The sequence below is a fragment of the Pseudoxanthomonas sp. SGNA-20 genome, assembly GCF_003931635.1.
Taxonomy (GTDB): domain Bacteria; phylum Pseudomonadota; class Gammaproteobacteria; order Xanthomonadales; family Xanthomonadaceae; genus Pseudoxanthomonas.
On the sequence record NZ_RRYK01000008.1, the window covers coordinates 14,460 to 27,627 of the forward strand.

At 71.1% G+C, this 13,168-nt stretch carries 12 protein-coding genes; 3 read left to right on the plus strand and 9 right to left on the minus strand.

Annotated elements, in window-relative coordinates:
• Nucleotides 1-54: 54 nt before the first annotated feature.
• From glp to ndk, 9 genes are all read right to left on the minus strand, one after another.
• The gene (gene glp / locus EIM48_RS12690; RefSeq protein WP_019399387.1) at nt 55-1,269 is read right to left on the minus strand and encodes a gephyrin-like molybdotransferase Glp; all 1,215 of its coding nucleotides are present in this window, start codon (nt 1,267-1,269) and stop codon (nt 55-57) included.
• 30 nt (nt 1,270-1,299) lie between these two features.
• Nucleotides 1,300-1,896: an NTP transferase domain-containing protein gene (locus tag EIM48_RS12695; RefSeq protein ID WP_199728428.1), complete on the minus strand. Its 597-nt coding sequence runs from the start codon at nt 1,894-1,896 to the stop codon at nt 1,300-1,302.
• Nucleotides 1,893-3,293, minus strand: a complete 1,401-nt coding sequence (gene der, locus EIM48_RS12700) for a ribosome biogenesis GTPase Der (RefSeq protein ID WP_125109392.1) — start codon at nt 3,291-3,293, stop codon at nt 1,893-1,895. Before der ends, EIM48_RS12695 begins: the two co-directional genes overlap by 4 nt.
• Nucleotides 3,294-3,321: 28 nt before the next feature.
• Complete coding sequence (gene bamB / locus EIM48_RS12705; RefSeq protein WP_019399390.1) at nt 3,322-4,521, minus strand: outer membrane protein assembly factor BamB; 1,200 nt, start codon at nt 4,519-4,521, stop codon at nt 3,322-3,324.
• Nucleotides 4,521-5,144, minus strand: coding sequence for a tetratricopeptide repeat protein (locus EIM48_RS12710; protein ID WP_019399391.1), 624 nt, complete (start codon nt 5,142-5,144; stop codon nt 4,521-4,523). The genes bamB and EIM48_RS12710 overlap by 1 nt, the downstream gene beginning before the upstream one ends.
• Before the next feature lie 71 nt (nt 5,145-5,215).
• Nucleotides 5,216-6,067 (minus strand): helix-turn-helix domain-containing protein, encoded by an 852-nt coding sequence (locus EIM48_RS12715; RefSeq protein ID WP_026010685.1) that lies wholly within the window; start codon nt 6,065-6,067, stop codon nt 5,216-5,218.
• Nucleotides 6,064-6,876 carry a type IV pilus biogenesis/stability protein PilW gene (gene pilW / locus EIM48_RS12720; RefSeq protein WP_051403673.1) on the minus strand — a complete coding sequence of 271 codons (813 nt, stop codon included), beginning with the start codon at nt 6,874-6,876 and terminating at the stop codon, nt 6,064-6,066. Before pilW ends, EIM48_RS12715 begins: the two co-directional genes overlap by 4 nt.
• Nucleotides 6,863-8,080, minus strand: a complete 1,218-nt coding sequence (rlmN, locus tag EIM48_RS12725) for a 23S rRNA (adenine(2503)-C(2))-methyltransferase RlmN (protein WP_037034662.1) — start codon at nt 8,078-8,080, stop codon at nt 6,863-6,865. The genes pilW and rlmN overlap by 14 nt, the downstream gene beginning before the upstream one ends.
• Before the next feature lie 34 nt (nt 8,081-8,114).
• The gene (gene ndk, locus EIM48_RS12730; RefSeq protein ID WP_019399395.1) at nt 8,115-8,540 is read right to left on the minus strand and encodes a nucleoside-diphosphate kinase; all 426 of its coding nucleotides are present in this window, start codon (nt 8,538-8,540) and stop codon (nt 8,115-8,117) included.
• Between the two features lie 217 nt (nt 8,541-8,757).
• Here ndk and EIM48_RS12735 point away from each other — a divergent pair, with 217 nt between their 5' ends.
• The 3 genes from EIM48_RS12735 (at nt 8,758) to EIM48_RS12745 (ending at nt 13,137) form a co-directional block, all read left to right on the plus strand.
• A complete protein-coding gene (locus EIM48_RS12735) occupies nt 8,758-9,387 on the plus strand; it encodes a TetR family transcriptional regulator (RefSeq protein ID WP_125076775.1) in 630 nt (209 codons plus the stop codon).
• A 27-nt stretch (nt 9,388-9,414) separates the two neighbouring features.
• On the plus strand, nt 9,415-11,784 hold the full coding sequence (locus EIM48_RS12740; RefSeq protein ID WP_028914962.1) for a 3-hydroxyacyl-CoA dehydrogenase/enoyl-CoA hydratase family protein: 2,370 nt from the start codon (nt 9,415-9,417) through the stop codon (nt 11,782-11,784).
• Between the two features lie 144 nt (nt 11,785-11,928).
• Entirely contained in the window at nt 11,929-13,137 is a 1,209-nt protein-coding gene (locus EIM48_RS12745) for an acetyl-CoA C-acyltransferase (RefSeq protein WP_125076777.1), read from the plus strand.
• Nucleotides 13,138-13,168 lie beyond the last annotated feature (31 nt).

Consider the following 13,168-nt stretch of genomic DNA (forward strand, 5'->3'; position numbering starts at 1 on the left):
CGGCGGAAGCGCGCATTGGGCCGCGGCCGCGCAACGCTGCGTCGCCGTGCCCGGCTACAGCGGCAGCACTTCGACCAGGTCGCCGGCGGCGTACGCGCGCGCGCCCTCCTCCAGCACGATCAGCGCGTCGCTGGCCGCGGCGGCGCGCAGCCGGTGCGAGCCGTCGGCGGGCTCGGGGTGCACGTACAGGGTGGCGTCGTCCTCCTGGAACAGGCGCCCGCGCAGGAACTCGAAGCGCTCGTGGCGCTTGTGCCAGGGCGCGGCCAGGCGCGCGCGCCAGCGCGGGCGCGGCTCGCGGCCCTGCAGCGCATCGACCAGTGCCCGCCCGAACACATGGAAGGTTGCCAGCACCGACACCGGATTGCCCGGCAGGCCGAGCACCAGCGCCCGCCCGGCCTCGCCGAACAGCAGCGGCATGCCCGGGCGCATGCGCACCTTCCAGAAATGGATCCGGCCGCGGGACTGCAGCCAGCGCGGCAGGTGGTCCTTCTCCCCCGCCGACACCGCGCCGCAGGTCAGCACCAGGTCGAAGTTCTCCACAGCGTCGTCCAGCACCGCGGCGATCAGCACCGGATCGTCGGGCAATGTCGGCCAGGCCACCGGCTCCAGGCCGGCGGCGCGCAGCTGCGCCATCAGCTGCTCGCGGTTGCTGTTGTAGACCTGGCCCGGGCGCAGCGGCAGGCCCGGCTCGGCCAGCTCGTCACCGCTGGCGAACACGGCGACGGTGGGCCGCACGACCACCTCCAGGCGGTCGATGCCCAGGGCCGCGGCAAGCCCGATCCGCGCCGGGGTCAGCACCTGCCCGGCGCGCAGCACCACCTCGCCGGCCACCACGTCCTCGCCCTGCCTGCGCACGTGGGCGCCGGCGCGGATGGCGGCCGGCACCTGCACGCGGCCGTCCTGCTCGACCACATCCTCGCGGATGACGATGGTGTCGGCGCCGGCCGGCAGCGGCGCGCCGGTGGTGATGCGCACGCACTGGCGGGGGCCCACGCACAGGCCAAGGTCCGGACCGGCGAACTGCTCGCCGGCCAGCTCCAGCGTGACCGGCGCATCGGCGGACAGGTCGGCATGGCGCACGGCGAAGCCGTCCATCGCGCTGTTGTCGAACGCCGGCAGCGCGATCGGCGCAACCACGTCGGCGCCGAGCACGCGGCCGTCGGCGCGGCGGGTCGGCACCTGCTCGCTGGCGCGGCCGCGGCCGGCGGCCGCCTCGTGCAGCAGGTCCAGCGCCTGGCGGACGGTGATGCGGCTGGGAAAGTCGGTCATCGCGGCTCCCGTGCGGTGGTGGGCGGCGCCTCAGCGCGGCGGCAGCACGATGCGCACCGCGGCCAGGTCTGCGGGGGTGTTGAGGTTGCCGAAGCGTACGCCGGCAAAGGCCACCCGGGCCATGCGCAGCCGCTGCTGCAGGCGGCGCGGCGCCAGCTCGCCGGCGGCCAGCGCGGCCGGCAAAGCCGCGCGCAGCGCCTCGACGCGGTACAGCGCCACCAGCGGCTGCAGGCCGTCGGCATCCTCGGCCACGGCGCCGTCGGCATCGCGGCAGGAGACCAGGGTGCGCACCAGGCAGTCGTTGGTGTCGAACAGGTCCACCGGCAAGGTCAGCAGCCAGGGCGTGCGGCAGGCCGCGGCCAGGGCCTCGATCCCGGCCAGCGGACCGCTGTCCGGTGGCAGGCGGTCGGGCACGGCCTGGAGGCCTGCATCGGCGTAGCGCGCCAGCTCGCGGTTGGCGCATACCAGCACCGCGCCGACCTCGCCCGGGAACCGGCGCGCCAGCCGCAGCACCTGCGGCTGGCCATCACGCTCGATCCAGGCCTTGTCGACGCCGCCGAGCCGGCTGCCGCGACCACCGGCCAGCAGGCCCAGGGTGATCTCCGCGGCGGCCGGGATCGCGCTCACTTGCCGCGCTTGACGTGGCGCATCAGCCGGCGCTTGCGCGCGACCTGGCGCTCGGTCAGTTCGTTCTTCTTGCCTTCGTACGGGTTGGCGCCCTCGCGGAACAGCATCCGCACCGGGGTGCCCACCAGCTTGAAGCGCTTGCGGAAGAAGTTCTCCAGGTAGCGCTTGTACGAATCCGGCAGCACCTTCAGGCGGGTGCCGTGGATCACGAAGGTCGGCGGGTTCTCGCCGCCCGGGTGCACGTAGCGCAGCTTGGAGACGTGGCCGCGGATGCTTGGCGGCGGGTTGGTCTCCGCCGCGATCTCCAGCGCCTTGTTGACCTCGCTGGTGCTGAAGGTGCGGGTGGCGGAGGCGTGCGCGCGGTGGATGGCGCGGAACAGCTCGCGCAGGCCCGAGCCGTGCAGCGCGGAGATGCGCACCACCTCGGCCCAGGGCACGAAGCCGAGCTTGCGCTCCAGCATCGCCTCGGCCTGCTCGCGCTGGTAGGTGCTCAGGCCGTCCCACTTGTTCACCGCGACCACCAAGGCACGGCCGGCGTCGAGCACGGCGCCCAGCACGGTGGCGTCCTGGTCGGTCACGCCCTCGGTGGCGTCGAGCATCAGCACCGCCACCTGGCAGTGCTCGATCGACTGCAGGGTCTTGACCACGCTGAACTTCTCGACCGCCTCCTCGATGCGGCCGCGGCGGCGGATGCCGGCGGTGTCGATCAGGCGGTACAGGCGGCCGTCGCGCTCCAGGTCCACCGCGATCGAATCGCGGGTGGTGCCGGGGACCTCGGAGGCGATCATCCGCTCCTCGCCCAGCAGGCGGTTCACCAGGGTCGACTTGCCCACGTTGGGACGGCCGACGAAGGCGATGCGCAGGCGGTTGGGATCGTTGTCCAGCGCCTCGGCGCTGCCCTCTTCCGGCAGCCGCTCCAGGACCTCGGCATGCAGGTCGTCCAGGCCCTGGCGGTGGGCGGCGGAGACGGCCAGCATGTCGGCGAAGCCGTAGCGCGCGAACTCGGCGCGCACCGCCTCCTCGAAGGTGCCGTCGATCTTGTTGATCACCAGCAGGGTCGGCCGCGCCAGCTTGCGCAGCCAGGCCAGGATCTCGTCGTCCAGGGCCGAGGCGCCGTCGCGGCCGTCGACCACGAACAGGATCAGGTCGGCCTCGGCGGCGGCGGCGCGCGCCTGGCGCGCGGTGGCGCCGGCCAGGCCTTCCTCCTCGCCGGCGATGCCGCCGGTGTCCACCAGCAGGAACGGCCGCTCCGGATCCAGCCGGCACACGCCGTAGTGGCGGTCGCGGGTGACGCCGGGCTGGTCGTGGACCAGGGCGTCGCGACTGCGCGTCAGCGCATTGAAGAGTGTGGACTTGCCGACATTCGGCCGTCCGACCAGGGCAACCAGCGGTAGCATCGCGAAATTCCTGCCCGCATCCGTCCGGTCAGTCGAGGCGGAAGGCGGTCAGGCCTCCCTTGACGTCCTGCACCAGCAGCAGTCCGTCGGCCACCACCGGCGCGGCCTTGATCGCCTTCTTGCGGCCGACGCGCTCGCGCGCGGCCATCTCGCCGTTGTCCAGGCGCAGCCAGTGCACGTAGCCGGCATAGTCGCCGACCACCGCATAGTCGCCCTGCACCGCCGGGCCGGTCAGCGAGCGGCGCGCCAGCGCCGGCTGCGACCACAGGGCCACGCCGTTGGACTTGTCCAGGGCGTAGACGGTGCCGGCGGCGCTGGAAACCAGGATCGCCGAGGGCGCCACGCCGATCGCGCCGGGGCCGCCGTGGTCGCTCTGCCACATCGGGCGGCCACTGGGACCGTCGATGGCCACGGTGCGGTTGCGGTAGCTGCTGGCGTACAGCATGGTGCCGTCGATCACGATCGGCGCGTCGACGTCGGCCATGCGTTCCAGTTCGGTGCGGCCTTCGGGCAGGCCCACGGCCTGTTCCCACAGCAGGCGGCCGTCGCGCAGGGCCAGCGCGGTCAGGGTGCCGTCGTCGTTGCCGGCGAACAGCAGGCCCGGGGCCGGCGTCAGCGAGGCGTTGCCACGCACGGTCAGGCTCGGCAGTTCGCGCTCGGCGTACCAGCGCTGCTCGCCGCTGGCGGCGTCGAAGGCGGTGATGCGGCCGTCGTTGCTGCGCACCAGGACCAGGCCCTGGGACACGGTCGGGGCGGCGATGATCTCGCTGCGCACCTTGGCGCGCCAGCGCTCGCTGCCGTCCTGGGCGTCCAGCGCGATCACCGCGCCGTCCAGGCCGCCGACCACGACCAGGCCGTTGCCGGCGCCGGGACCGCCGGTCAGGCGCAGCTTCTCGTCCTTGGCGGCCTTGAATTCCCACACCCGCTTGCCGGTCTGCAGGTCCAGCGCCAGCACCCGGCCCTCGGCCGCGGCGGCGTAGACGCGGCCATCGGCCACCGCCGGCCCCTGGCGCGCGCCGATCCGGCGCTCGCCGTCGCCCAGGTCCACCGACCAGGCCTTGCGCGGCTTGATGGTGGGCTTGAACTTCACCAGCTCGGCCGGCTCGGCGGCCTTCTTGGCCTCGGCGTTCTTGCCGGCAAACATGCTCTTGAACGAGCTGCAACCCGCCAGCAGCGAGACCAGGACGGCCACGGCCGCCATGCGCTTGATCATGTCGGTGCGCTCCATCAGATCGACCCCGCCGTCTCCGGCAGCTGGCCACCGGCTTCCTGCAGCTTCAGTTCCACGCGCCGGCGCGCCGGCGCCTCCGCGTCCAGCCCGGCCAGGGCGCGCTGGTACTCGGCACGCGCCTGCTCCGCCTTGCCGGCGGCCACCAGCGCGTCGCCGCGCAGTTCCAAGGCCACGGCATCGGCGTCCTCGCCCAGCACATCCAGCGCTTCCTGCGGCTTGCCGGTGGCAACCAGCAGCTGCGCCAGGCGCTGCCGGACCACCGGTTGCAGCGCCGGGTCGGCCTTGATCCCGCGCAGGGTGGCGATGGCGTCCTCGGGCTTGCCGGCCTCGACCTGGGCCTTGGCCAGCTGCAGCGCGCCGAGGCTGGCGTACAGGCCTTCCTGTCCGGCCAGGGCCGCGCCGGCGTCTTCCTCGCCGGCCTGCAGCCGGGCGATCGCCTGGCTGTAGGCCGCGTGCGCCTCCTGCTGCCGGGCCAGGCCGCGTTCCTGCCACTGGCGCAGGCCCCAGATCGCGGCGATGCCGACGATGAGGCCGGCGAGGATGCCCGGCAGGTTCTTGCGCAGCCAGGCGCGGACGCGTTCGCCCTGTTCGTGCTCGTCCAGAAGGTCGTCGATTGCCATGCAGTGTCCTGCCCCGTGCGGCGCGCACGGGGACGTGTTCTTGTTCTTGTTGGAAAGGCCCGCGGACCGCTTTACTGCGCGGGCTTGACGGATCCGTCAGAGGATACCGCAAAGCGGGCCACGTTCGCCCTCCTGAAGGGCGACAGGTCCACGATACTGCCGGCCTGCTGAACGCGTACCGCCGCCGCGTTGCCCAGCACCACGCCGGCGACCTCGCCCGGCTGGAAGCTGCGCGTCTCGCCCTGGCGCGCCAGGCGCTGCTCGATCACGCGGCCGTCGGGGCCGGTGACCTCGATCCAGCTGTCGCCCTCGAAGCTCAGCTCCAGAGCCGGCGCCGGCGCCGGTGCCTGCTGCCGCACCGGCGGCGCCAGCGAGGCCACGTACGGCCCGGCTTCGCCGGCCTGGGCCTGCGGCCTGGCGCGCGGCGCCTGCACCGGCGGCGCTTCCGGGGCCGTCGTGGCCGGGGCATCGGCGACCTCCGCCGGCAGCACGTCCAGCGAAGCGGTCGTCGGCAGCTGCCCGGCGAAGTGCGAACGGGTCGCCAGCCACACCGGCACCGCGATGGCGGCGGTGATGACCACGTACACCGCGCGGCGGCCGACGTTCTCCATCAACCGTTGCAGGCGCGGGGTATGCACGTGGCTGACCAGCTCCACGGGCGCCGGCGGGGCGACCTGGACCTGCAGCAGCGGCTCCAGGTCCACGCCCAGCAGCCGCGCGTAGCTGCGCAGCTGGCCGCGCACGAACACCGGCGCGCCGATGACTTCCCAGCGCCCCTGCTCCAGTGCCTCGACCACGTGTACCGGCATGCGCAGCCGCGTAGCGACCTCGCGCAGTTCCAACCCGGCCGCCTCGCGCGCCTCGCGAAGCAGCTCCCCGCAACCCCGAGCGTCTCCCCCGACGTTCGCGTTGTCATGGATCACTGTGGATCTTCCCCGGTTTTGTCAGTGACGGCTTCCGGGAACTCCGCCCGTAGCCGCTGTTGATACCGGCTGGCGGCCACCCTGTCGCCAAGCCCCTGTTCAATCCTGACCGCGAGTTGTAGCACGGATGCATCGGCGGGCGCAGCCGCCAGCCGGCGCTCGGCGAAGGCCCGCGCCTGCAACAGCCGGCCCTGCTCGAACGAGAGCACGGCCATCTGCGCCAGCGCCGCCGGGTGCACCGGATCCAGCTCCAGCGCCTTGCGCAGGTCCTGCTCGGCGCGCTCGAGCTGGCCGCTGCGCAGGGCGCAGCTGCCGGCATTGGCCAGGGCCGAGGCGCGCGAGCCGGCGGCGGTCACCGCCATGGCCCGGTCCAGCCACACCAGGGCCTCGGCCGGATAGCCGTTGGCGCACAGCCAGGCGCCGTAGTTGTTGAGCACGTCGCCGTTGCCCGGCGCCAGTTCGGCGGCCTTGCGGTAATGCGTGCCAGCGGCCTCCAGGTTGCCGCGCCTGGACTCGACTGCGCCCAGCACGGTGTAGGCGTCCACTGCCGACGGATCCAGGCGCAGGGCCTTGCGCGCCAGCTTCTCGGCTTCGGCCAGGTCGCCGGCGGTCAGGCGCTGGGTCGCCAGGCCGATGGCGTCGCGGACCTGGACGCGGCGCTTGGTCGCCTCGCCGTCCTCCAGCCGGTAGACCGGGGCGACCCGTTCGGTACCGCGGATCTTGGGCGATTTGACCGTCGCGGGGCGGGCGCAGCCTGCCACGAGCAGGGCGCCACAGAGCAGGAACAGGAGCCGATCAGGCCGCCGCATGGCCTCCGGCCCGCGGCGCCTGCCCTTCCCGGCCCAGGCTGCGCCGGAACTCGGCCTGCCGGCGCGTCCGGTCCATGACCTGGCCCTTGAGCTGCCCGCAGGCGGCGTCGATGTCGTCGCCACGGGTGCGGCGGACCATGGTCAGCACCTGCGAATCGAGCAGGATCTTCTGGAAGGCGCGGATCGCCGACTCGTCCGGGCGCTCGTAGCGGGTCCCCGGGAACGGGTTGAACGGGATCAGGTTGACCTTGCCCGAATCGCGCGCCTGCACCGCGTTGTCGAACTGGCGCATCAGCCGCGCCAGCTGGCGGGCGTGCTCGGGCTGGTCGTTGACCCCCTTCATCAGGGTGTATTCGAAGGTGATCGACTCGCGGCGGCGGTTGGCGCGCAGGTAGCGAGCGCAGGCGGCCATCAGCTCGGCGATCGGGTACTTCCTGTTGAGCGGGACCAGCTGCTCGCGCAGCTCGTCGTTGGGTGCGTGCAGCGAAACCGCCAGCGACACGTCGCTCTCCACCGACAGGCGGTCGATCATCGGCACCAGGCCGGAGGTCGACAGGGTCACGCGCTTGTTGGCCAGGCCGTAGCCCAGGTCGTCGCGCATCACGCTCATGGCGCGCACGACGTTGTCGAAGTTCATCAGCGGCTCGCCCATGCCCATCATCACCACGTTGGTGAGCTTGCGCTGCTGGTGCGGCACGTTGCCCAGGTGGCGGGCGGCGATCCAGACCTGGCCGATGATCTCGGCCGTGGTCAGGTTGCGGTTGAAGCCCTGGGTGGCGGTCGAGCAGAAGGTGCAGTTGAGGCCGCAGCCCACCTGCGAGGACACGCACAGGGTGCCGCGGCCCTTGTCCGGGATGAACACGGTCTCGATGGCGTTGCGGCCATCGTCGCCCATCGCCAGCAGCCACTTGTGGGTGCCGTCGGCGGAGGGCTTGTCGAACACGATGTTGGGGACGACGACCTCGGCATGCGCGTGCAGCTTGGCGCGCAGCGCCTTGCCGAGGTCGGTCATCTGGTCGAAGTCGGTGACGTAGCGGTGGTGGATCCACTTCATCACCTGGTGGGCGCGGTAGCGCTTCTCGCCGAGGACTTCCTCGAAGAAGCGCTCCAGGCCCGCACGGTCCAGCTCCAGCAGGTTCTGGCGCGCGGCCACGGGCGCGGCGACCGGGTCGCCGGTGGTGGTCACGCTGGGAATCGGCTGCAATGCGGACACGTGCTTCGACCTGTGCTGGATGCGCTCAGCGCGAGACCACTTCCGTGGCCGCGAAGAAGTACGCGATCTCGATGTTGGCGTTCTCCACCGAGTCCGAGCCGTGGGCGGCGTTGGCGTCGATGGATTCGGCGAAGTCGGCGCGGATGGTGCCCGGCGCGGCTTCCTTCGGGTTGGTGGCACCCAGGATCTCGCGGTGCTTGGCCACGGCGTTCTCGCCTTCCAGCACCTGGATCATCACCGGGCCGGAGGTCATGAACTCGACCAGGGCGTTGAAGAACGGACGCTCGCGGTGCACGGCGTAGAAGCCCTCGGCCTCGCGGCGGGTCAGCTGCTTGTACTTGGCGGCGACGATCTTCAGGCCGGCCTTCTCGAAACGGGTGTAGATCTCGCCGATCACGTTCTTGGCGACGGCATCGGGCTTGACGATCGAAAGGGTGCGCTCCAGCGCCATTGGATTCTTCTTCTTTGGAGTTGAGGGAACGGGACCGGCCCGGCGGAACCAGGCCTGAAGGAAAAACCCGCGGCGTGGCGCGGGCTTAGCTTGGGTAGCGTTGACGGATTCTAGCATCCGCCGGCCGGCTTTGCAGGCACCGGGATGCTGCAGCGCAAAATGACCCGTCGCCGGCCCGGGCCTAGGATTAAACAATCGTTTGATTTAGTCCGGAGCCATGGGCAAGCCCGCGCACTTCTCCACCAAGGAACGGATCCTGGCCGCGGCGGAAGAGCTGTTCGCCCAGCACGGCTTCGCCGGGACCTCGCTGCGCCAGGTCACCAGCCAGGCCGCGGTCAACATCGCCGCGGTGAACTACCACTTCGGCTCCAAGGAAAACCTGATCAACGAGGTGTTCCGGCGGCGCATGGACGTGATGACCGCCCAGCGCCTGCAGCAGCTGGAGGCCGCGCTGCGCGACCACCCCGGCCAGCTGGAGCCGATCCTGGCGGCCTTCATCGACCCGGCACTGGCCCTGGCCCAGGATCGCAACGGCGGTGCCGCCTTCGTGCGCCTGATCGCCCGCGCCTACGCCGAGCACAACGAGAGCCTGCGCCGGTTCCTGTCGGACCACTACGGCCATGTGCTGCGCGAGTTCGGCAAGGCGCTGGCCGCGGTGCTGCCCGGCCTGGACAAGGAAACCCTGTACTGGCGCCTGGACTTCCTGGCCGGGGCGCTGACCTACGCGATGTCGGAATTCGGCCTGATCAAGCGCCCCGCCAGCGCCAGCGAGGCGGCCCACCGGAGCCGGGCCGCCCGGGAACTCATCCGATTTGCCGCCGCAGGACTGCAGGCGGAAGCAAAGTAACCGTTCAATATCAAGAGGTTGCAAGAAATGTCTAAGAAACTGCTTGTACGCCGCGCTGCGGTGCTGGGCGCCGGCGTCATGGGCGCGCAGATCGCGGCCCACCTGACCAACGCGGGCGTGGACACCGTGCTGTTCGACCTGCCCGCCAAGGAGGGCCCGGCCGACGGCATCGTGCTCAAGGCCATCGGCAACCTCGCCAAGCTCAGCCCGGCCCCGCTGGCCAGCAAGTCGCTGGCGGCGGCCATCACCCCGGCCAACTACGACACCGGCCTGGAGCAGCTGCGCGACTGCGACCTGATCATCGAGGCCATCGCCGAGCGGATGGACTGGAAGCAGGACCTGTACAGGAGGATCGCGCCGTTCGTGGGCGAGCACGCGGTGCTGGCCTCCAACACCTCCGGCCTGGGCATCAACGCCCTGGCCGCGGTGCTGCCGGAGCAGCTGCGCCACCGCTTCTGCGGCGTGCACTTCTTCAACCCGCCGCGCTATATGCACCTGGCCGAGCTGATCCCGGCCGACACCACCGACAAGGCGGTGCTGGAGGGCCTGGAGACCTTCCTGACCACCAACCTTGGCAAGGGCGTGGTCTACGCCAAGGACACCCCGAACTTCATCGGCAACCGCATCGGCGTGTTCTCGATCCTGTCGGTGATCCACCACACCCGCCAGTTCGGCCTGGGCTTCGACGAGGTCGACGCCATCACCGGCCCGCTGGTCGGCCGCCCGAAGTCGGCCACCTACCGCACCTCCGACGTGGTCGGCCTGGACACCATGGCCCACGTCATCAAGACCATGGCCGACACCCTGCCGCAGGATCCGTGGCACAAGTACTTCCAGTCGCCCGACTGGCTGCAGGCACTGATCGCCAAGGGCGCCCTGGGCCAGAAGGCCGGCGCCGGCATCTTCCGCAAGGTCGGCAAGGACATCATGGTCCTGGACCTGGAGAAGCAGGACTACCGCGCCGCCGACCGCAAGGCCGCCGACGAGGTGGTCGGGATCCTCAAGATCAAGAACCCGGCCGAGAAGTTCGCGAAGCTGCGCGAGAGCCAGCACCCGCAGGCGCAGTTCCTGTGGGCCGCGTTCCGCGACCTGTTCCACTACAGCGCCTACCACCTGGCCGACATCGCCGACACCGCGCGCGACGTCGACCTGGCCATCCGCTGGGGCTACGGCTGGTCGCTGGGCCCGTTCGAGACCTGGCAGGCCGCCGGCTGGAAGCAGGTGGCGCAGTGGATCGCCGAGGACATCGCCGCCGGCAAGGCCATGAGCGACGCCCCGCTGCCGGCGTGGGTGCTCGACGGCCGCGAGGGCGTGCACGCCGCCGAGGGCAGCTACAGCCCGGCGACCAACACCCTGGTGCCGCGCTCGTCGCTGCCGGTCTACCAGCGCCAGCGCTTCCCCGATCCGCTGCTGGGCGAGAAGTTCGACCAGGGCACCACGGTCTACGAGAACGACGGCGTGCGCATGTGGCACGACGGCGACGGCATCGCCGTGGTCTCGTTCAAGACCAAGATGAACACCGTGTCCGACCATGTGCTCAACGGCCTGCAGGAAGCGATCTGCATCGCCGAGCGCGACTTCCAGGGCCTGGTGATCTGGCAGCAGAAGGAGCCCTTCTCCGCCGGCGCCGACCTGGCCGGTGCGCTGGGCCTGCTGCAGGCCGGCAAGGTCGACGAGTTCGACGCCCTGGTCGCCAACTTCCAGCGCACCAGCCAGCGCATCAAGTACGCGCTGGTGCCGGTGGTCGCGGCGGTGCGCGGCCTGGCCCTGGGCGGCGGCTGCGAGTTCCAGATGCACAGCGCCCGCACCGTGGCCCACCTGGAGAGCTACATCGGCCTGGTCGAGGCCGGCGTGGGCCTGCTGCCGGCCGGCGGCGGCCTCAAGGAGCTGGCGGTGCGCGCCTCGCGCGCGGCGGCCGGCGGCGACGTGTTCGCCGAGCTGAAGAAGACCTTCGAGACGGTGGCCATGGCCAAGGTCTCGACCTCCGCCGTGGAGGCCAAGGAGCTGGGCCTGCTGCGCCCGACCGACCGGATCGTGTTCAACGCCCACGAGCTGCTGCACGTGGCCAAGGCCGAGGCGCGCAACCTGGCCGAGGGCGGCTACCGCCCGCCGCTGCCGGAGCGCCGCATCCAGGTCGCCGGCGACGTCGGCATCGCCACCTTCCGCATGCTGCTGGTCAACATGCTCGAGGGCCGCTTCATCAGCGAGTACGACAACGAGATCGCCACCCGCATCGCCACCGTGGTGTGCGGCGGCGAAGTCGACCGCGGCAGCCTGGTCGACGAGGCCTGGCTGCTCAACCTGGAGCGCAAGCACTTCGTCGAGCTGGCCCAGCAGGAAAAGACCCAGGCCCGCATCGGCCACATGCTCAAGACGGGCAAGCCGCTCAGGAACTGAGATTCGTGATTCGGGATTGGGGATTCGCAAGAGCGCATCCCCACCCAGGAAAACCATTGATGCCGGCGTGAGGAGTTCGATCCGGAGTTTGCTTTTGGCGACTCACGAATCACGAATCCCGAATCCCGGCTTTCGGAGAAAGCCATGACCAAGCAGATCCAGGACGCCTACATCGTCGCCGCCACCCGCACCCCGGTGGGCAAGGCGCCGAAGGGCGTGTTCCGCAACACCCGGCCGGACGAGATGCTGGCCCACGTGCTCAAGGCCGTGGTCGCGCAGGCCCCGGGCATCGACACCAGCCGCATCGACGACGCCATCATCGGCTGCGCCATGCCGGAGGGCGAGCAGGGCATGAACGTGGCCCGCATCGGCCTGCTGCTGGCCGGCCTGCCGAACACCATCGCCGCCCAGACCATCAACCGCTTCTGCTCCTCCGGCCTGCAGGCCGTGGCCCTGGCCGCGGACCAGATCCGCCTGGGCAACGCCGACCTGATGCTGGCCGGCGGCACCGAGTCGATGTCGATGGTGCCGATGATGGGCAACAAGGTCGCGCTGAGCCCGCAGGTGTTCGCCCGCGACGAGAACGTGGCCATCGCCTACGGCATGGGCATCACCGCCGAGAAGGTCGCCGAGGAGTGGAAGATCTCGCGCGAGGACCAGGACGCCTTCGCCCTCGCCTCGCACCAGAAGGCGCTGGCCGCGATCGCCGCCGGCGAGTTCCGCGACGAGATCTCGCCCTACGAGGTCGTCTCGCACCTGCCCGACCTGGCCGGCAATGCGATCGCGCTGAAGAAGCGCCTGGTCGACACCGACGAGGGCCCGCGCCCGGATACCTCGATCGAGGGCCTGGCCAAGCTGCGCCCGGTGTTCCGCAACGGCCAGTTCGGCGGCAGCGTCACCGCCGGCAACTCCTCGCAGATGAGCGACGGCGCCGGCGCGGTGTTGCTGGCCTCGGAGAAGGCGATCAAGGAATACGGCCTGACTCCCCTCGCCCGCTTCGTCAGCTTCTCGGTCGCCGGCGTGCGCCCGGAAGTGATGGGCATCGGTCCGATCGCCGCGATCCCCAAGGCGCTCAAGCAGGCCGGCCTGACCCAGGACCAGCTGGACTGGATCGAGCTCAACGAGGCCTTCGCCGCGCAGTCGCTGGCGGTGATCCGCGATTGCGGCCTGGATCCGTCCAAGGTCAATCCGCTGGGCGGCGCGATCGCCCTGGGCCACCCGCTGGGCGCCACCGGCGCCATCCGTACCGCCACCCTGGTGCACGGCCTGCGCCGCCGCCAGCAGAAGTACGGCATGGTCACCATGTGCATCGGCACCGGCATGGGCGCGGCGGGCATCTTCGAGGCACTCTGAGCCCTCGCCCTCCGCGGACATGAAAACGGCG